The organism is Hymenobacter sp. BT18 (assembly GCF_012273015.1).
Classification (GTDB): Bacteria; Bacteroidota; Bacteroidia; order Cytophagales; family Hymenobacteraceae; genus Hymenobacter; species Hymenobacter lutimineralis.
In genome coordinates this window covers 246027-265344 of the sequence record NZ_CP050954.1, presented here as the reverse complement: position 1 = coordinate 265344, position 19318 = coordinate 246027, and the positions used below count along the sequence as shown (strand labels likewise).

Genomic DNA, 19318 nt, shown 5'->3' with positions numbered 1-19318 from the left:
GGCAAGCTCGGAATGACGTTCTGAATTGATTGTGGCTTGCTAAGTACACGCAACCTCAGCAACGCCGAGACGCGACACTTCGCGTTTCTACAGCCGTTCGGCGTTCAGCAAAGCATCCTCTGGCACTGGCCGGCGGTGGTGGCCCAGTAGCACGTATACCGCCAGTGCCAGCCCCAAACCGGCGAAGAATACCACGCTCAGCCAGATATTATAATACACAATGGCCCCCAGGCTCAGCAGGGTGAGGGCCAATGCCAGCAGCGGAAACCACGGGTAGAACGGGGCCACGAAGGGCCGCTCCAGTTGTGGCTCGCGGCGGCGCAGGGCAAACAAGCTCAGCAGACTGATGGCGTACATCACCACCGCTCCCAGCACCGATAGTACAATCACCTGTGCCGTGGTGCCGGTGAGCAGCGCGCCCGCGCCCACTACGCCACCGGCTACCAACGCCCAGTGCGGCGTCTGGAAACGAGGATTCACCTGGGCCAGAAAGCCGGGCAGGTAGCCGCTGCGGGCCAGGGCAAACACCTGCCGCGAGTAGCCAATGATGGTGCCGTGAAACGAAGCTACCAGCCCAAACAGCCCGATGCTGGCAAACAGCTGCGTCAGGCGGCTGTGGCGGCCCAGCACCACGGCCAGGGCCTCGGGCAGGGGGTAATCGATGCGGCTGAGGGTGCGCCAGTCCGTAACGCCGCCGGTGAGCACCATCACGCCCAGGGCTAGGACCACCAGCGTGCCCAAGCCGTAGAGGTAGCCCTTGGGAATGGTCTTTTTCGGGTTTTCGACTTCCTCCGCCACCATGGCCACGCCCTCGATGGCCAGGTAAAACCAGATGGCAAACGGCAGAGCCGCAAACACGCCCGCCGCGCCCAGCGGCACCGGGTGGGCCAGAAAGTTGCGTACCTGAAAGCCCGGCGCCACCAGCCCCATGTACAGCACCAGCTCGGCCACAGCCAGCACTGTTACCAACAGCGAGAACCGCGCCGACTCCTTAATACCCAGAAGGTTGACGCCGATAAACACCACATAGCACACCAGGGCTGTGCCCAGCACCGGCACCTGGGGGTGCAAAAAGTGCCCGTAGCTGCCCAGCGCCAGCGCAATGGCCGGCGGGGCCAGCAGGAACTCTACCAGGGTGGCGTAGCCGGCTACCAGTCCGCCCAGCGGCCCAAAGGCGCGGTAGGAGTAGGCAAACGGCCCCCCCGCGTGCGGAATGGCGGTAGTCAGCTCGGTGAAGCTGAAAATGAACGTCACGTAGAGCACCGTTACCAGCAGCGTGGCTACCAGAAACCCCACCGGCCCGGCCACCGCCCAGCCGTAGTTCCAGCCGAAGTACTCACCCGAAATCACCAGCCCCACGGCCAGGGCCCACAAGTGCAAAGGACGGAGCACTTTCTTCAGGGTCGGCGCGGCGGCAGTTGGAGGAGGTGTCATAAGCAGCAGGCAGGGTCCGCTGCCTAATGTAAGGTATAAGCGCCGCAGTGCAAGCCCGTTACCAGCTCATGACGGGACCCTTATGCTGCGGTGTTCCCGGTACGGCATTCGGGCGGGTCGGCCGTGGGGCTCGGCTTGGTCAGGAAAAACCCGGACGTTGGCTCCTTGACGGGGGCGGGCCAGGCTGTGCAGCCAGGAGAGTAAACTATCGGTTGCTCATGGCTAACTGGGGAAAGAAATAGAGCTTTGCGAGTAAGCAAGCAGGCTGGGCGAGAGGCTGGATAACGGAGCCGGAAGGGCAAAAAACGGCCGCTGCGGCGCTGACTATTTCCGGGTTCCTGCGTACTTGCTTCCCCAAGCCAACCAACTCCACCTGCTATGCCCTATCAACCCAGCCCCGGCCGCTACGCCGCTATGCCCTACCGCCGCACTGGCCGCAGCGGCCTGAAACTGCCCGCCGTGTCGCTCGGCCTCTGGCACAACTTCGGCGACGTGGACGTGCTCCAGAACTTCCGCGCCATCCTGCACCGGGCCTTCGACAGCGGCGTCACGCACTTCGACCTGGCCAACAACTACGGCCCGCCGCCCGGCTCGGCCGAAACCAACTTTGGCCGCATCCTGAAAGAAGATTTCCGCGGCTACCGCGACGAGCTGATTATTTCCACCAAGGCCGGCTACCACATGTGGGAAGGCCCCTACGGCGAGTGGGGTTCCCGCAAATACCTCATTTCGAGCCTCGACCAGAGCCTCAAGCGGATGCGCCTGGACTACGTGGACATCTTCTACTCCCACCGGCCCGACCCCGACACGCCTTTGGAGGAAACCATGGGTGCCCTCGACCACGTGGTGCGCCAGGGCAAGGCCCTGTACGTGGGCATCAGCAACTACCAGCCCCAGGAGGCCGCCGAGGCTATCCGTATTCTGCGCGAGCTGGGCACGCCCTGCCTGATTCACCAGCCCAAGTACTCGATGTTTGAGCGGTGGGTGGAAGACGGCCTGCTGGATTTGCTGGGCCAGGAAGGGGTGGGCTGTATCCCGTTTTCGCCCCTGGCCCAGGGCCTGCTCACCAATAAATACCTGCACGGCATCCCGGAGGATTCGCGCGTGGCCAAGGGCGTGGGCTTCCTCACCGAAAACCAGCTAACCGAGGCGCGCCTCACCCAAATCCGCCAGCTCAACGACCTGGCCCAGGAGCGCGGCCAGAGCCTGGCCCAGATGGCCCTCAGCTGGATTCTGCGCGACGAGCGGATTACCTCCGTGCTCATTGGGGCCAGCAAGCCCGAGCAACTCACCGACTCGCTGCGCTGCCTGGAAAATCTGCAGTTCAACGAGGGTGAGTTGGCGCGGATAGAGGCTGTGTTAAAGTAAAGTTGGAGTACGCCTGCTGTCTAATAGTCCGTCCTGCTTTATCTGGCGTCCGCGAAGTCGAAGCATCTCTACCGCTTTGTTGTGGCAGTATTCAGACGAAGCGGTAGAGATGCTTCGACAAGCTCAGCATGACATAGTAGGATGGGCTCTAGCGTAATTGGAGGAATTACGAGCTACGGATTCTGCTGCAGGATCTGCACCGTTTTAGCGTCCTGATTTCCGCCGAAGAACTTATCCAGCACCCGCTGAAAAACCGGATTGGGGTTGTCCAGGGCCCCAAACAGCGTCATCGATGACCAGAGCTTCACGTCGTCGGGGCTGCCCATGATGCGGGTGGCGTCGTTGCTTTCCAGCGTCAGCAGGGCGTGACTGATTTCCACCAGGCGCGTGCCCAGCACCGGGTGCTGCAAATATGCCTCGGCTTCCTGCCGGTTTTGGATGGCGTAGAAGCGGGCGGTTTCGCTGTAGCCCAGCCCTTGTATCTGCGGGAAAATGTACCACATCCAGTGGCTGCGCTTGCGCCCCGCCCGGATTTCGGCCAGGGCGGTGGCGTAGTCGCGCTGCTGGGCATCGAGGAAGCGTTGCAGGTTGGGTTGCTGAGGCATGATAGAGCTAAATAATTCGTGTAAACAAACCGTGAACGTCATTCCAAGCATGTGGTGCATCAAGCCACATGCTCGGAATGACGTTATGTGTTAACCGTCTTGAAGAAGTCTACTGGCCGCCCAGCTTATCCAGGGCCGCCATATCCTCGGCGGAAAGCTCAATGGACGCGGCCTGCACGTTTTCTTCCAGGTGCTTCACCTTGGAGGTGCCCGGAATGAGCAGGATGTTGGGGGAACGGTGCAGTAGCCAGGCCAGGGCAACCTGCTGGGTGCTGGCCTGGTGCCGCCGGCCTATTTCGGTAAGCTTGCTCAGCGCCTCCTGGTTGCCGCCCGCCAGCGGGTACCACGGAATGAAAGCCAGACCGTTCTGCTCGCAGTACGTCAGCTCGGCTTCCCACTTGCGGTTGTCCACGCTGTACATGTTCTGCACCGACACCACTTTCACGTACTCCTGCGCCTGCTGGATCTGCTCCACGGTCACCTCCGAGAGGCCGATGTGCTTGATCTTGCCATCCTGCTGCGCCTTCTGCAAAAATTCCAGGGTCTGCTCAAACGGCACGTTCGGGTCGATGCGGTGGAGCTGGTAGAGGTCAAGCTGGTCGAGCTTCAGGCGCTTCAGGCTGCCTTCGAGGGCTTCGCGCAAGTGGTTGGGGCTGGCATCAATGGGCCACTGGTTGGGCCCGGTACGCAGCAGCCCGCCCTTGGTGCCGATGACGAGCCCGGCCGGGTAGGGGTGCAGGGCCTCGGCAATCAGCTCCTCCGACACGTGGGGGCCGTAGCTGTCGGCCGTGTCAATGAAGTTGATGCCCAGCTCCAGGGCGCGCCGCAGCACCCGGAGGGACTCGGCGTGGTCCCGGGGTGGGCCCCAGATACCGTCGCCGGTGATGCGCATGGCGCCGTAGCCCATGCGGTTAACGGTCAGGTTCCCGCCCAGGGTGAAGGTTTTGGCGGGTGAGGTGGTGGTGTTGGTCATCAGGAAAATGAGTTGGAGGTGAGCGGGGCCGTCCGCGTGGGGGCCGAAGCCAAACGCAAACTTTCCTGCCCGCTCATACGCATAAACGTCCCGCTCCGGCCACCCCACCCCGGGCCGTTACGCGCTACACCTGCAACTTCTGCCCCTGAATGGCCGCCGCCATCAGCGCCGGAAACTGACCGGGCGTGCAGGCAAAGGAAGGAATATCCAGGGCCGCAAACTGCTCGGCCACGCGCCGGTCGAAGGAAGGTGCCCCGTCATCGGCCAACGCCAGCAAGGCCACAACCGTAACGCCGGCGGCGCGCAGGGCGGCGGCTTTCTTGATCATCTCCCGCTCGTTGCCGCCCTCGTACAGGTCACTGATGAGCACCAGAATGGTATCGGTGGGGCGGGTGATGAGCTGCTGGCAGTAGCCCAGGGCCAGGTTGATGTCGGTGCCGCCGCCCAGCTGCACGCCGAACAGCAAGTCTACCGGGTCCTGCAAATCCTCGCTCAGGTTTACCACGCTGGTGTCAAACACCACCATGTGCGTTTTCACCGCCCTGATGGACGCCAGCACCGCCCCAAACACGCCCGCATACACCACCGAGGAGGCCATGGAACCGCTTTGGTCCACGCACAGCACAATTTCCTTGAGGGCCTGCCCGCGCCGCCCAAAACCTACCAGCCGCTCCGGGATAATGGTGCGCTGCTCGGGCTGGTAGTGCTTAAGGTTGACGCGGATGGTAGCCGCCCAGTCGATTTCGCGGTAGCGGGGCCTGGGGTTGCGCACGGCCCGGCTCAGGGCGCCCTGCACGGCCTGCCGCAGCGGGTTCGAGAGTTTCTGCTCCAACTCCTTCACCACCTTGCCTACTACCTCGCGGGCCGTGTGCTTCACCTTCTGCGGCATTACCCGGCTTAAGGACATGAGCGTGCCCACTAAGTGCACATCGGCCTGCACCGTGCGCAGGATTTCGGGCTCCATCAGCAGCTGGTGTAGGCCCAGGCGGTCCATGGCGTCGCGCTGCATCACGGCCACCACCTCCGAAGGGAAGTAGGTGCGAATGTCGCCCAGCCAGCGGCTCACGCGCGGCGCGGAGCCGCCGAGTCCGGCCTTGCGCTCCGACTGGTCGTAGAGCGAGGTCAATACCTCGTCCATGCCTTTGTAGTCGGCATCAAAGGCAAGCTGGTTTTGCGCATCGGCCTCGGAGCCCAGCACGAGCTTCCAGCGGGTGGCGTTGTCAGTAGCGGGTTTCATGGAGCAGGTAATTACTCGAAAAAGTCGGCGGGGTCGGCTTGGCTGAGGTACTTATTGAGGCTGCCCAGGTCGCCGAAGATAGGCTGAATCAGGGCCAGGAACTGCTCGGTGGCTACGGGCCCATCGGTGAAGGCCAGGAAGATTTCCCCCTCACCGGCCAGCTCTACGTGCTCCAACAGGGCGGGTGCGTACTCTTCCAAAATGGTTTCGATGTGCTCGGCCCAGCTGGCGCCGCTGCCGCTGAAACCGTACTTCTCAAACACGTTGTAGTAGTCCTCCATGTTGGAGAGGTTCACCAAAATGCGCTCCTGGCGGCCGGGCTCGGCCCGCTCTGCTAAGTCGGCAACCAGGAAAGGGTAGGTAGTAGGCATAGGCAGCAAGGTACGACGGCTGAAATTTGGAACGGTGTAGAAACCCAGCATCTTGCGTCTTCTTCGTTGCTGATGTTAGTCACGTACCATCGTTCAACGACGAAGACGCAAGTACGCGTCTCTATCTTCTTTCGGGCTCAAAACCCTAACAGCTCCCGCAGCCCCGGCAACACGCGCAAGCCACGTTCCAGGTCGAAATCTTCTTCCCCGGCTACGGCTACCGGCTGGTGACCCTGGCGGGATAGATCCAGGAGTTGGCGGCGCTCCGGCAGGCTGAAGTCGGTGAAGGCGCGGCGCAGCAGGGGCACGATTTCGCGGAAGGTATCTTCGGGCAACTCCCCGAGCCAGTCGTTGAGCAGGTCGAAGAGGGGCCGGTGGTGGAGCAACAGCAGCCCGCTGCCGCTCAGGAAACCCTCAATCCAGGCGGTGGCGTAGTCGGTGGGCTGGGCCGGGGCCAGGGCCAGGCCGAGGGCCGTGGCCGCTGCTTCCGGCGCCAATTGGTGGGCGTCAAACAACAGTCGTCCCGCCGCCCCGGCCAGCAGCCCCGAAGAAGCCGGATTGCGCAGCACCACGGCCAGGGCATCGTACCAGTCATTTTCCTGGGCTTCGTCCTGCAAAAGCCGGATGGCCTGGTGGGTGCCTTCGATGCGGGGCAGCAGCTGGCGGGCCGCGTCGTAGTCGAGGCCGGTGCAGGCTTGGGGCAGCCCAATGCACAGGCGCGGCACCAGATGATGGACTACCGTGGCTACCTGGGCGGTTTCGGTGCGGCGCACGTTGCCGTAGCGCAGCACGTTCACCAGGGGGGGCAGGGCGGCCAGCAGGTGCGTCACGTCGCGGGTGCCGGCCGACAGGGTTTCCAGCCGCGCCACCAGCGTCCCGATGGCCGGGCCGAGGTCGGCCTGCAGGGCTTCTTCCAGTAGCTTACTCACCGCTTCCAGGTCGGGGGCTTCGGCGGCGCGGGCAGCAGCTTTAGCGGCGGCCGCGGCTAGCACGGTATTGCCCAGGCGGCCAGCGTCCAGCACGTTGAGGGCGTATTCGGGCTGCCACTGCAGCTCCCACAGCTCGTGGAAGGTGCCGGCCTTGCCCTGGGCGCGGCGCGGCTCACCCCACCGGATACCCAGCAGGCGCAGGCGGTGCAGCAGGTGGCTGCGGCTTAGGTCCAGCTCCTTGCGCAAGTCCAGGTCGAGGGTTTTGGCGGTGGCTTCGGGCTTGAGGCGGGTAACTTTCTGCTGCAGCTGCAGGTCCTGCTGCAGGGGCGTGGCGGGCTGCTCGGGCGGCACCGCGCCCAGCCGCTCCCCAATCACCAGCTCCCGCTGTACCAGGTCCAGGGCCTCGGCGTTGCCCCCGCCCAGAATGGCCACGGCGGCTTCCTGCAGCTCCTCAATGCCCGGCAGCTCCCGCCCGCGCACGACGGCCAGGGTTTCGGCCAGCCGTACGCCCTCAATGGCGTGGGCGGCGGAGGCATCCAGGTCGCGGGTGCGCAGCAGGCGGGCAGCGCCCACCATCCAGTGCGTCACTACCTCGGCCCGGGGCACCGTGAACAGTAACTCGTACCAGGCCGGCGACAAAATGCCCGCCCCGTAGCCCGAGGCATAGGAAAGCCGCTCGAACGTCCACGGAATCCAGGTAGCGGCCGTGGGTACTTTCTTCAGGCCTTTGAGGCGGGCTTTGTCTTCTTTTTTGAGCAGCTCGGGCCGCAGGACCGGCGCGTGCCAGGCCCCGCACACCACCGCCACGCGCTGGTAGCCCTGCTGGAGGGTGGCGCGCAGGGTTTCGCGCATGAAGGCCTCGCGGAGCAGGGTTTCCTCGGTTTCGGGCTGAGCCAGCTCTTCCCGCAAGGCCGTCATCATGTCCAGCACCACCGCGAAGGTGTCGGCGTGGCCGGGGGCGTGCTCCAGGCGCAGCTCCCACCACCGCTCCCCGTCGGAGTAGCCGTCCAGCTCGGCCAGGTAGGAAATAGGGTCAGTTTTGGGGGAAGGCAGGAAGTCATCGGGCGTTGCTGGTTCTGCCGCTACTTCGTTGTCGGGCTCTGGCGTGGGTTCGTCAACTGGCTCAGCGGCTGCGGTTGGCTCAATATCCAGCTCCGCCTCTGATGTTTGCGCGGCTTGTTCCTGGGCAAAGCGCAAACTCGCCGGCAAATCGAAGCAGCGCAGGTGGGCGCCGTGCCGGTGGCACCAGTGAATGGCCTGCCACTCGGGCGAAAACTCGGCGAAGGGCAAAAATGAAGCCTGCTGGTGCTGCTTGGGGTTGTAGATGAGCAGGGCCACGGGCGGCACCATCTCGGCGTGGGTGGCCGCGGCCAGCGCCGCTTCGGCATCGGCGGGGCACTCCAGCAGCACCATGTCGGGCTGGTACGCGTCGAGGGCCTGGCGCAGGCTGGCGGCGCTGCCGGGGCCGTGGTGGCGAATACCGAAAAGGCGAAGGTCAGTGGGCATTGGGGAAAGGCGAGGGTTGGCTGGTAGGGTATGATTGCCGTTCAAAAAAATAGCCTGCCAGCTACGGTCGATAGAAACAGGACTAGAACCGGGACGCTGCCTGCCAGCGGGTGGTAGCGTCCCGGTTCACCAAGTCGATAATGGCGTCCGGAGCCAGAAACTCGTTGTCGTCTTCCTCCAGCGCATCGGGGTTGAGGGAATACAGACCCTGCTGCAGGTCGCGGGCGAAATCAGACAGGAAACTGGTTACTGAACTGGCTACCAGAAAGGCAGTTTCCTCTACTTCATCCAGGAAAATTACCTGCCCGTAGGTGCCGGCGGGGGTGGGGTCAAGGTCCACGTGCAGCCACGCGTGCGAGCCATCGAAGCCCAGGCTCACCCAGTAGGGGTTCAGCACATTGTCGGCACGCACCTCGGCAGCGGTGCGCGCCAGGGGAAAGGCCTCGGCATCCTGCTTCCGGGAATGAACGTTGGCCGTTACTTCTTCCAGGGGCAAAAAGCTCAGGCCATACGCGAAGTTGCCGAAGTTCTCGGCCTCCTCATCCAGGCCATTATGCCAGCGGTACAAGGTCTTGTAGTCGTCGGGCAGCGGGCGGCCAACGGCTTTTTCCAGCGCCGCCAGGACTTCCTCGGAAGCGCCGGGGTTAAGCGACTCGTGCAGGATGCGCGGCGCGTTGGCCGCCAGCCAGGTTTCAATTAAGTGAAGGGCAGAATCGGGCATAGAGTAGTACATGGATTGAGAAGGTAATACGCAGCTTTTCGGAGTCATACATTCAGCTATCTTGCGCGAAACTCAAGCGGAAACCCGGCTGGTGACCCCAACTCTAGGTCAAGGATTTGCTCATCGGTCAGTTCTGGTTCGCCCGTTTCGGCCAGAACTGCTTCGTAGGCCTGCACCACGGCAGCCAGCCAGACGGTTAAGTCTGGGAACACCACGTCGCGCGGCTCCCAATCGTGCCAATGCTCGATGAGCTGCCCCGGCTGGCCGGTGAACGTGCCCTCCAGATCGAGGCAGACATGGTCGCCGCTGCCGTTGGTCAAGAACGGCACCCAGTTGGGTTGCCACCAGTTGAGCACAAAGTCGCCGGCTTCGAGTAGCTCCCGGTTGATGCGCATGCTTTCTGCCACACTGCTCAGGCTGGGGCACTCGTAGTTGGCCACCAGGCTTTCAAAGCACTCATCGTTCTGGCCGTTGTGCCAGCTAAACCACGCCCACAGTTCCGCTGGCAGCGTTAAGCCAACTTCCGCCTCAAACGCCGCTAGTTCAGCTGCTGTAGCGGGTGGGTTGAGCTCCGCGTAATACTCCGGGCGGTGCCGTTGGAGGAGGGCATCTAGCCGGGCAAGGAGTTTAGCGAAGGTCATGGAAGGGTTTGAGACGGACTGGCGGCGCTGCTGGGCCCGTGGTGAATGATGCCGAAAAGGCGGAGGTCGTAATCTATGGGCTTAGAGTAATTTGAATGCTTGCCCATCCCAGATGCCCACTCCGTCGTTTTGAGTTAGTAGCACCAATTTTCCGTTGCCCAAGGAAAGCAACTTCAATACATTCATCGGTGAGCCCACTGCATCAGGCTGGCCATTGCGCCAATGCAGCTTAGGATGAAATACCTTTTTCCATGATGTAAATCGGGAAAGGTTGGTGCCGTACGAACCTTTATAAACCCCTAGGTTGGAATACACATAGATGGTATTGGTACCGGCATCATACGCCGCCGGCCCGACATACGGCGCATTACTTCTGAAAGAGGGTTGGCTGGTTGCGCTTGTATCCCGATCATTCCAGGAACTATAAAGCAACTGGGCACTTTGGTTTCTGAACTCAGCCACAGCACCGGAATTCGACATATGCTGCAAACCAGAAGAAGTGCCTATACTAAAGGGTAGCTGAAAAAAGGATTTGATAGGATGCAGGGTAATGTTGAATGAATTGAATTTTAGATCGGTGAATTTCTGATGCTGCGTGTCATAAGCAAAAATATTCCCGCCCCATTCACCATACCCAAATCCCAGCCAGATATTGTCGTCTTTATCTAGAAAGCAGGCGGATGGTTTGCCTAATTCCTTTAGCTCCCTGAGTTGGTTATTAGGGGATGAATCGGGTAAATGGGTCTGGCCCATGACAACATCCAGAACGCCCTTGTTAGTGATGGCGAAAATATGGTTCCGGCTAGTGACTGCCAGTGCATACGCATTGACAGCCAACTTTCCAACGACGCGCCAAGTGGAATCTTTGCTGCTCCATAACTGCAGTTGCTGACCTGTCTGAGCTACTATATCATCTCCTGCTTGAGCAATAAGCTGTGCCTGGATGCCACGAAGCGAAGCCATCTGCACTTTTGCTCCATCAGTAGTATAAACCGTTATCTGCCCGCCATTATTAAGCACCCAGATGCGGTTCTTCACTACCACTATATCGGCAGCGCTACCCAAAAGAGACTGTCGCCACTCAGTAAAAGCGTTGGACCTTAGCGGCAGTATAACGGCAAAAAGAAGTAATAGCTGTTTGAGGATTTGGGCATTCATAGGCTCTTGATGGATTGATAGTACAGCTCTGCTTGCCAGATGCAGGACTGGCTAGTATTCTACGCGCTACTCCACCACCTCCCGGCAGGCGCGGTACAGGTCTTTCCAGCCTTCCCGCTCTTTCACCACGGTTTCGAGGTATTCGAGCCAAACGGTACGGTCCTGCACGGGGTCTTTCACTACAGCGCCGGTGAGGCCGGCGGCCAGGTCGTGGGCGCGCAGGCTGCCGTCGCCGAAGTAGGCGGCCAGGGCCAGGCCACTGTTCATCACCGAAATGGCCTCGCCGGTGCTAAGCGTGCCGCTGGGGCTCTTGAGCTTGGTTTTGCCATTATCCGTCACGCCGGAGCGCAGCTCCCGGAAGATGGTTACGAGGCGACTGATTTGCTCCAGGGCCGGGGCCTCTACGGGCAGCTGCAGGGCCTTGCCCTGTTTTTCCACCCGCGTCTGCACAATGCGCACTTCTTCCGCCTGGGAGTTGGGCAGCGGCAGCACCACCGTGTTGAAGCGGCGGCGCAGGGCGCTGCTCAGCTCGTTCACGCCCTTGTCCCGGTCGTTGGCGGTAGCAATGACGTTAAAACCGCTGGTCGCCTGCACTTCCGTAGACAGCTCGGGGATGGGCAGCACCTTTTCCGAGAGCATAGTGATGAGCGTGTCCTGCACGTCGGAGGGTATGCGGGTAAGCTCTTCGAGGCGCACGAGGCGCCCCTCCTGCATGCCTTTGAACAGGGGAGAGGGCACCAGCGCACCTAGGGAAGGTCCTTCGGCAATGAGACGGGCGTAGTTCCAGGAGTAGCGGATGGCATCTTCCGAAGTTCCCGCCGTGCCCTGCACCAGCAAGTCGGACCGCCCGCTGATGGCCGCCGTCAGGTGCTCTGATACCCAGCTTTTGGCCGTGCCCGGCACGCCCAGCAGCAGCAGGGCGCGGTCCGTGGCCAGGGTAGCCACGGCAATTTCCATCAGCCGCCGCTGTCCGATGTATTTGGGCTCAATTTCGAAGCCATTGTCCAGCTTGCCGCCCAGCAGGTAGATGACGGTAGCCCAGGGCGAGAGGTGCCAGTTCGGGGGCTTGGGCCGGTCGTGGTCGGCGGCGCGCAGGGCGGCTAGTTCTTCGGCGTACACGTCCTCGGCGTGCGGGCGCAGGACGTTGGAAGGAGCGGTAGTGGACATAAAGGAAGGTAGAGTTAGATGCCAAGAGTGGGTTTCTTCAGATGAGGAAAAAAGAGGAAGATGCGGGTGAATCAAATCATTGACCGTCCTGCTTCGACCTTGCTCTTTTTCGATTAGCTAGGTGTTTGTCGGCTGATTGGTCAAGCACCGCCAACCTTTCCTCATCGGTATTGCTTGCTAGCCGGGCGCGGTCGGCTCGTGAAGGGCTTCGGCGAGTTGCTGGCGGAAGTGCAGGGTGTTGAGCAGGCGGGCGAGACTGTTGTGGAGGTAAGGCACGTCCTGGAGCAGGGGCTGCAGGGGCTCGGCGCAGAGGTTGTACTGTTCGGCAGGCACTACGCGGGCCATGTACTCCAGCAGTTGAGAGGCTGCGTATTGGATGCGGTACAGTTCGGCGGGCTTGCTGAAGGCTGTGCGCAGCACTTCCACCACCCGGCGCGTGAGGCGTTCGGGCCAGGGCGCCGGCACCAGCAGCAGCAGCGGCAGCCAGCGTACCTCAGAGTGGAAATGCGGGGTGGCGCTGATGAGCGGCAGTACTAGTTCGGTGAGCCGGGCCGGGGGCAGGAGCCGGGCCAGACTGGCCGTGGGCAGAACGAGAAGCTGCTTACGCGTCCGCTCGTAAAACCATTCCAGCAGTGCTTCAGCCCAGGCCGGGTCCTGGTGCAACACGGCCGCTTCGGCCCAGGCCGTAAGCAGGAGCGCGGTCCACTCCGTATCAGCGGCGAGGTCCAGGATTTTGGAAGGAGAGAGGTTCCAGTGTTCGGACCAGCGGCGGGGTGGAATCAGGGCGAAAAGCTGGCCGAGCAGGGCCGCTTTTTCGCCCGGAAAGCGGCTGTCCTTCTGCTCAATTCCGTCGAGTAGCCAGGTTTTATCCCAGTCGGTAGCGGGCAGCTCCACCAGTAGTTTTTTGCTTAGCAGGTTTCGTTTTAGCTGTACCAGCGGCTCGGCGCGCTGCCAGTGCCGCTCCGTCAGCGTGCCGTCGGGCAGGCGCACGAGCAAGGGCAATACGGTTTGGCGTACTTCCTTGCTTTTGGCCGCCAGGTACTGCGTGAGTAAGGGCGCATCAGCGGGGGAAAGACCCTCCTGCAGGATATTCAGGAGTAGAGCCTGATGCTTGGCCGGTTCCTGGGGCAGCACGGCCGCCAGCAGCTCGCGGGCGTGGGCCGGTTCCCGGCGGCGCAGGGCTTCCAGGAACAGAGCGCGCTGACCGATGGTGCCGGTTTCCCAGGCGGTTTCCTCGGTAGCCTGCTCCGAAGCGGCCAGCAGCGCCTGCCAGGCCGGGTTTTGGGAAGCCAGCCAGGCCCCGCGCTGGCCCAGCACGGCGGCTGCCGCGCGGTGAAGCTGGGAGCGGGTGCGGGCGTGTTCGAGTAGCTGCACCAGCAGCTGGTGCGGCACCCGCCGCTGGTTTTCGGCCAGCGCCGCCAGAAACTCCGGCAGCAGCTCGGGGTACTGGCCTTCCAGGAGCTGCTGAAGCAACTGCGTACCGTTGGTGCCAAGGGCATCCTGGGTTTCGGGGGCGGCTACTGCTTCGGCTGGTTTCTGGCTAGTGGCAGGTTGGTATCCGGCTTTGCGGATAACGCTCAGCACACCGGCCGTGAGCAGGGCTTGCTTCTCACGGTAGTCGGCCGTGGCTTCGGGCAGGGTGAAGCCGGGCACCTGAGGCAGCTCGCCGGGGCTCTGACGGGTGCCAAGCAGGCCTAGGCGCTGCAGCCGCTGCCAGTCGGCGCCGGGGCGCAGGGTAGTTTCGGGGTTGGTGACGTGTTCAGGCATCGACCAGGCTTTTTGCAGGTTCAACCACTGTATTCCAGCCCACTAAAGGGCGCAGAACTTGCCCGGTCCATTCCCCGAACACCGTGAGCGGCTGGCCGCCGCTGATGGCGCGCAGCTCCCAGCCCGAGAGGTCGTCGCAGAGCAGGGGCAGGTCGGTGAAGTGCTGTTCCGGGGAAGTCGAATCTACTGGGTTTTCGACGTTGGTTGGGGCTGACGAAAACCGCAGCACCCAGCCATCGACCACGGGGGTGGGGACGCCGCCCTTGAGCAAGGCGGGCCACTCGCGCAGCCAGGGCAGTCGACTCAGGGCATCAGCATATTCTGTCAGCAGCTGGTCGGGCCCAATGCCGCCATCGGGAATGGGGTTGCCCGGCTGAATTCCCAGAAATGTGAGCTGACCAGGAATAGCGCGCAGAGGGAGCAGGCCGGGGTAAAACGTCAACTCGCCGGTGTAAGAACCATCGGGCAATAGAGGTGTGGCAAATGCTTGCCCACCAAAGGAAAACTCCACTACCAGCGCAAACCGCTCGGTTTGATGGCCCCGCAACCAGGAGCGGCGCACCGTCAGGCGCTCTTCTTCGGTGGTGGTCTGGGCCAGTACGCGCCACTCGTCGGCCACGGGGGGCTGGGTGGCCTGCACGTCTTCCTTTTTCAGGTTCACGCCTACCTGTTGCAGCACTTCCTGGCGGGCCTCTTCGGATAGCTCGGGCAGGCGCAGGAAGGCCCGCACCAGCAGGTACAGCTCGCCCAGGCGGGCCAGTAGGCGGGCGGGCCAGTCGGGGCCCTGGTGGCGCAGGGTGGGTAGCTCGCGCACTACCGTGGCCAGGCCGGGCAGCTGATTGTCTACGAGGCGGGCCGCCTGGTTTTCCCAGAAGGTGCGCGGCTGCTGGTCGGTGGCGGCCAGCCCGGCCCGCATAATATCTGCCAGCCAGGTTTCCAGCTCCTGGGCTCCCCGCTGCATGCGCGTCTGACGCTGGGCTTCCCGCTTCTGGCGGGCGGCTTCAGCGGCTCCCGAATCGGTGGCTGGCGCGGCGGTTGGTTCAGCTTTAGCTACTTGCTTTTCCTGCGTCTGCTGGCGCTTATCCAGCCACTCCTGCAGCCAAGTGGGCGGCGTGGTGCCGCTCAGCAGCTGGGGCTGACGGGCCAGCAGCAACAGCAGCCCGGCGCCGTGCTTGCAGGGAAACACCCGGCTGGGGCAGCTGCACTTGAAGGCCGGGGCCGTGAGGTCGATGCCGGTTTGGTAGGGCTTGCTGCCGCTGCCTTTGCACTCGCCCCAAGCGGCGGTTTCGGTCTGGCCCAGGTTGCCCCACTTGGCGGGAGCGGCCAGCTCCTGGCCCCGTTTCAGGGTGCCGGAGTCGGTGATGAGGGCGCGGGCCTGTTCTTCGGTCCAGGTCAAAACGATGTCGCGGTTTGGTGTGCCGGGGCAAAGTAGGCGTTCAGACGGGAAATACCGCGCCGCAATTTGGGCATTTGTGCAGCTGGGTGCCCGCGTAGTACAGCCGCTGCCACCATTTCGGCTTAGTGAGCGGCGTTGCGCCCTCAGCTCGGCAGCGGGAGCAACGCAAGGCTTGCGGCGTGGCCCGCTGCTGCTCAAATGCTTCCACCGTTTCCCGGGCCAGCGGCACGTCGGCTTCTTCGATCAGTAGCTGGTAGTACATTCCGTCACCGAAGGGAAATGACGGCGGCCCGCAGGTTTTCACCAGCGCGTCTACGTCGGCCTCTTTGAGTTGCTGGTACAGCACTACCGCCTCGGCGTAGCTTAGAAACTGGGCGGCGGGCACGAGCATGAAGGTGGTGAGGCGTCGAAGTTGAAATATCGATGTTCAAATAAAAGAACGTCATGCTGAGCGGAGTCGAAGCAGCTCTACCTCTGGCTAATTTCTGACGTGTGGACGAAGCAGTAGAGATGCTTCGACTCCGCTCAGCATGACGGTTTACTTAACCAACATCGGTAACGTTGTTCTACTTCCGCCGACGAGTTGGGGCAGCACTCAGGCGGCCGCGCAGCTTCAGCACGTAGAACAGCAGCCCCACCGACAACACGGCCAGGGCAGCGGCCAGCAGCTCACGCGAAGTGCGCGCATCGGTGGCTTCTTCGGCAGTAGCCTGCAGCTCCTGGAGCTTCTTGGTGCGCTGCCGGTCCCGCTCCTGCAGGTTGGCAATCTGGTTTTCCAGGTCGTGAAACCGCTCCCGGGTGCTGGTCTGGTCGGTTTGGGCCACGGTAATCTGCTGCTTGGTCTGCTGGTTTTCGGCTACCACGGCGGCGGTTTTGCGCAGGGTGGCGGCCTGCACGGCCCGCACAATTTCGGTGTCCTTGCGGATGATGCCTTTCAGGGCGTCCACTACTTCCTGCAGATCTTTCTTGCTGGGCTTGTTGGCCAGAAAAGCGTTGCGCTGGGCATTGGCTTCTTCGTACTGGCGCACCAGCGTTTCCCGCTCCCTGATCAGGCTGGGCAACGGGTCGTCGGGGGCGGCGCTGGGCGTTTGGGCGAAGGCTGCGGCGCTGGCAAGGACAAGCAGAACGGGCAAAAGGCGTTTGATCATAGGGTAAAGATGGCGGCTTGGCGCAGTTGATAGGCTACCTCATGCCCTTACGGCCGGTATTTCCACCGCGTTACCTGGTGATTTTGTACGACAGTGATGTAAGACGAATGAGCGGCTTTCCGCAGCCGGGCCCCGGGGCGCAGGTAATAGCCCAGCGTGTTATAGTAGGTGTAGCCGGATGCGTCGCCCGTGGAGCGGATAAACGCGAGGCTGTCGGTCGTAATTTGCTGCCGGGTAGCCGCGTCGCCGGGCTCAAATGACCAGAAGTCGTACCGCGCCGATTCGTCGTGGTTGAGGTACCAGTTGAAATGCTGGCGGTTCACTTCGCGCTTGGTTACGACGCCTTCTAGCGCCATTTCCTGGTTTACCTTCACCAGATCAAGCCCAAAAAAGTTGTAAAAGAACCACCCTATAAAACCGGCACCCAGGGCAAGCTGAATTAGGCGCCCGCTGAAACGCAGGATCCGGCGACGCGCTACTTTTTTTCGGAGGTGGGCAGGGAAAGGCATGCTCGTATCGGGAGTAAAGATACGTGGCTCCTCAGCAAGCCTGCCTACGCCTCCAGCAGCGGCACCGGCTGGCGGATTTCCTTGGGCTTGTGCCGGTAAAACCACAGAATCAGAATCGGCAGCAAGGTCAGCTCGGCCACTACCCCGAACAGCAGCGTGAGGCCAATGAGCAGCCCCACGTAAAACGTGCCGTCGAAGGAAGAGAAGATAAGCGTGGAGAAGCCACCCACCAGAATCAGGGAGGTGACGATAACGGCTTTGCCGGCCATCAGGTAGGTTTTGCGCACGGCTTTAAACAAACTGGGCTCCTGCAGCAGCACCAGCTTCAGCTTGGAGATGAAGTGGATGGTGTCATCGACGGCAATGCCGAAAGCAATGGTGAAGATGATGCTGGTGCTCACCTTCATGCTCACGCCGGCTGCGCCCATCACCCCGGCCACAATCAGGATGGGCACCAGGTTGGGGATGAGCACCACCAGCGTCATGCGCACCGAGCGGAAGAGCAGCAGCACAATCAGCGTCACCATCACGATGTCGATGCTCATGCCCGTAATCATGTTGAGCGTGAGGTTTTCGTTGTTTTTGTCGATGAGGTTGGCCGAGCCCGTGAGGCGGGTTTGCAGCACGGTGCTGTCCACCGACGTGCGCAGGAAGCGGCGCAAATCCGCGTTCAACTGGTCGGCCCGGATGGAGCCCACATCGGGCATGCGGCCGGTGAGGCGGCCCTCGGAGCCGTCGGGCAAGGCCAGGGCCCGAAACTCCGGCTTCTTGCGAAACAGCTTCACCTTGCGGGTCAGGCGCGCCAGCTCGGCTTCCGAGTCGGGGAGGCGGTACTCTTCCAGCAAACCCCCATTCAGGGCCTTGCGCACCGATTTGATGATAGTGACGGGCGAGGCCACGAAGTTCAGTCCATAGGTTTTCTGCAGGTAATTTTCGACTTGCTCGGTCTGGCGCAGCACCTGCAGGTCGTAAATCGTGCGGCCGGGGCCGGGTTTCAAGTCCAGCTCGAAGGGCCGCACCCCGGCAAACTGCCGCTCGAAAAAGGCGAAATCCAGCTTCACCGGGTCGTTTTTCGACAGGTCATCCAGCAACGCCGAATTGATACGGATGCGCGAGGCCGAGGCTACCGACAGCCCCAGCACCAGGGCGCTGATGGCCACCACCCAGTGCCGCCGGGCCAGCACCGTGCGGAACATGCGGCCCAGCACCCCGTCCCAGCTGTGGCCGGTTTCGCGCGGCACCCGCAGCTGGGGCTTGCGCAGCAGCACCAGCATGGCCGGCAGCAAGGTGAAGCTGAGGGCAAACGTGAGCAGCACGGCAATACCCGTAAACAGTCCGAAGTTGTAAATGGGCCGGATGGTGCTGGTCATCAAGGTGAAAAACCCGATGCTGGTCGTCAGCGCCGACAGCCCCGAGCCGAACCCCGATTCCTTGAGGGCAATTAGCAGCGAATCCTTCTTGCTGGCCCCGTAGCCCAGCTCCGTGACGTAGCGGGTGATGATGTGAATGGTATCGGACATGCCCACCACGAACAGCATCACCGGCAGCAACGCCGTCATCAAATCAATGCTGACTCCAAAGGCCGACATCACGCCCAGGCCCCACAGAATGGAGCCCAGCACCACCACCAGGGGCAGTACCACGCCCCACCACGTGCGGAACGTGAGCCAGAGCAGCCCCGTCACGAGCACCACCGAGAGGCTCATAAACACCATCAGCTCCACCTGCAGGCGGTCCACAAACACCGATTGGGCCACCATCTTGCCGGCCAGGTGGTACTGCGTTTCGGGAATACCCTGGCGCTGCAGCTCCGTGCGCACGGCCGTGAGCAGCGAGTCGCCGGGCGGCTTGCTGAGGTTGGGTGAGGTCTGGAACAGGATGGTCACGGCCCGCGCATCCCGGGAAATCAGGTTGCCCACCAGGCCCGGGGTGCGGTACACCAGGGCCGAGTCCTGGGCCCGGCGCTGCGGCTCCTGCGGGTGCAGGTAGGGCACGTTGAACACGCCCAGCCCTTCCACCACCGGGTTGGTGGCGGTGGTGGGCGACGACACCTGCGTAACGTGGCGCCGACTTTGAATAAATTGAGTGAGCGAATCGACCTTGGTCAGGAACCGGGGCTCGAACACCGTCTGACCCGCCGGGGCTTCCAGGCCCAGCAGCACGTAGTCGTTGTCGTTGCCGAAGCGCCCGGAGTACGCCATGTAGTAGTCCAGGTCCGGGTCGCCGGCGGGGTAAAAGTCGTTGAAATTGTAGTTGAACCGCAGCTGGGCCACGAAGAACACGGCCAGGGCCGTGAGCAGCCCGAGGGCCAGGAGCGTCAGGTGCGCGAGTTTGCGAAGGGGCATAGAAAGAATAACGTGCGGCTCCACCGGCCGGATGCCGGCATGC

Annotated in this window: 17 protein-coding genes; 1 reads left to right on the top strand and 16 read right to left on the bottom strand. The window is 62.3% G+C overall.

From position 1 onward, the window contains the following. Positions 1–87 precede the first annotated feature (87 nt). The gene (gene eat, locus HER32_RS01175; protein WP_168679867.1) at positions 88–1434 is read right to left on the bottom strand and encodes an ethanolamine permease; all 1347 of its coding nucleotides are present in this window, start codon (positions 1432–1434) and stop codon (positions 88–90) included. Between the two features lie 378 nt (positions 1435–1812). On the opposite strand from eat, the gene mgrA reads away from it, so the two are divergent. After that, positions 1813–2802 (top strand): L-glyceraldehyde 3-phosphate reductase, encoded by a 990-nt coding sequence (gene mgrA, locus HER32_RS01170; protein WP_168679866.1) that lies wholly within the window; start codon positions 1813–1815, stop codon positions 2800–2802. Positions 2803–2975: 173 nt separating this feature from the next. Here mgrA and HER32_RS01165 read toward each other — a convergent pair whose 3' ends face one another. From HER32_RS01165 to HER32_RS01095, 15 genes are all read right to left on the bottom strand, one after another. Next, positions 2976–3407, bottom strand: coding sequence for a DUF1810 domain-containing protein (locus HER32_RS01165; RefSeq protein WP_168679865.1), 432 nt, complete (start codon positions 3405–3407; stop codon positions 2976–2978). A gap of 109 nt (positions 3408–3516) precedes the next feature. After that, on the bottom strand, positions 3517–4380 hold the full coding sequence (locus tag HER32_RS01160; protein ID WP_168679864.1) for an aldo/keto reductase: 864 nt from the start codon (positions 4378–4380) through the stop codon (positions 3517–3519). 124 nt (positions 4381–4504) lie between these two features. Further along, positions 4505–5617, bottom strand: a complete 1113-nt coding sequence (locus tag HER32_RS01155; protein ID WP_168679862.1) for a VWA domain-containing protein — start codon at positions 5615–5617, stop codon at positions 4505–4507. Positions 5618–5628: 11 nt separating this feature from the next. Continuing rightward, positions 5629–5988: an Imm51 family immunity protein gene (locus HER32_RS01150; protein WP_168679860.1), complete on the bottom strand. Its 360-nt coding sequence runs from the start codon at positions 5986–5988 to the stop codon at positions 5629–5631. 137 nt (positions 5989–6125) lie between these two features. Then, positions 6126–8423, bottom strand: coding sequence for a DUF5682 family protein (locus HER32_RS01145; RefSeq protein WP_168679858.1), 2298 nt, complete (start codon positions 8421–8423; stop codon positions 6126–6128). An 82-nt stretch (positions 8424–8505) separates the two neighbouring features. After that, positions 8506–9144 (bottom strand): SMI1/KNR4 family protein, encoded by a 639-nt coding sequence (locus HER32_RS01140; RefSeq protein WP_232066335.1) that lies wholly within the window; start codon positions 9142–9144, stop codon positions 8506–8508. Between the two features lie 56 nt (positions 9145–9200). Further along, positions 9201–9785 (bottom strand): SMI1/KNR4 family protein, encoded by a 585-nt coding sequence (locus HER32_RS01135; RefSeq protein WP_149072853.1) that lies wholly within the window; start codon positions 9783–9785, stop codon positions 9201–9203. A gap of 81 nt (positions 9786–9866) precedes the next feature. Continuing rightward, the gene (locus tag HER32_RS01130; protein WP_168679854.1) at positions 9867–10943 is read right to left on the bottom strand and encodes a hypothetical protein; all 1077 of its coding nucleotides are present in this window, start codon (positions 10941–10943) and stop codon (positions 9867–9869) included. 66 nt (positions 10944–11009) lie between these two features. Next, entirely contained in the window at positions 11010–12110 is a 1101-nt protein-coding gene (locus HER32_RS01125; RefSeq protein WP_149072855.1) for an ATP-binding protein, read from the bottom strand. A 177-nt stretch (positions 12111–12287) separates the two neighbouring features. Next, entirely contained in the window at positions 12288–13877 is a 1590-nt protein-coding gene (locus HER32_RS01120) for a DUF5691 domain-containing protein (RefSeq protein WP_168679852.1), read from the bottom strand. After that, a complete protein-coding gene (locus HER32_RS01115; RefSeq protein WP_168679850.1) occupies positions 13870–15273 on the bottom strand; it encodes an SWIM zinc finger family protein in 1404 nt (467 codons plus the stop codon). The genes HER32_RS01120 and HER32_RS01115 overlap by 8 nt, the downstream gene beginning before the upstream one ends. A 40-nt stretch (positions 15274–15313) precedes the next feature. Further along, complete coding sequence (locus tag HER32_RS01110) at positions 15314–15664, bottom strand: hypothetical protein (protein WP_168679848.1); 351 nt, start codon at positions 15662–15664, stop codon at positions 15314–15316. A gap of 175 nt (positions 15665–15839) precedes the next feature. Further along, complete coding sequence (locus HER32_RS01105) at positions 15840–16421, bottom strand: hypothetical protein (protein ID WP_168679846.1); 582 nt, start codon at positions 16419–16421, stop codon at positions 15840–15842. 47 nt (positions 16422–16468) lie between these two features. After that, positions 16469–16930: a hypothetical protein gene (locus tag HER32_RS01100; RefSeq protein WP_168679844.1), complete on the bottom strand. Its 462-nt coding sequence runs from the start codon at positions 16928–16930 to the stop codon at positions 16469–16471. A gap of 44 nt (positions 16931–16974) precedes the next feature. Next, complete coding sequence (locus HER32_RS01095; RefSeq protein WP_168679842.1) at positions 16975–19275, bottom strand: efflux RND transporter permease subunit; 2301 nt, start codon at positions 19273–19275, stop codon at positions 16975–16977. Positions 19276–19318: the final 43 nt, after the last annotated feature.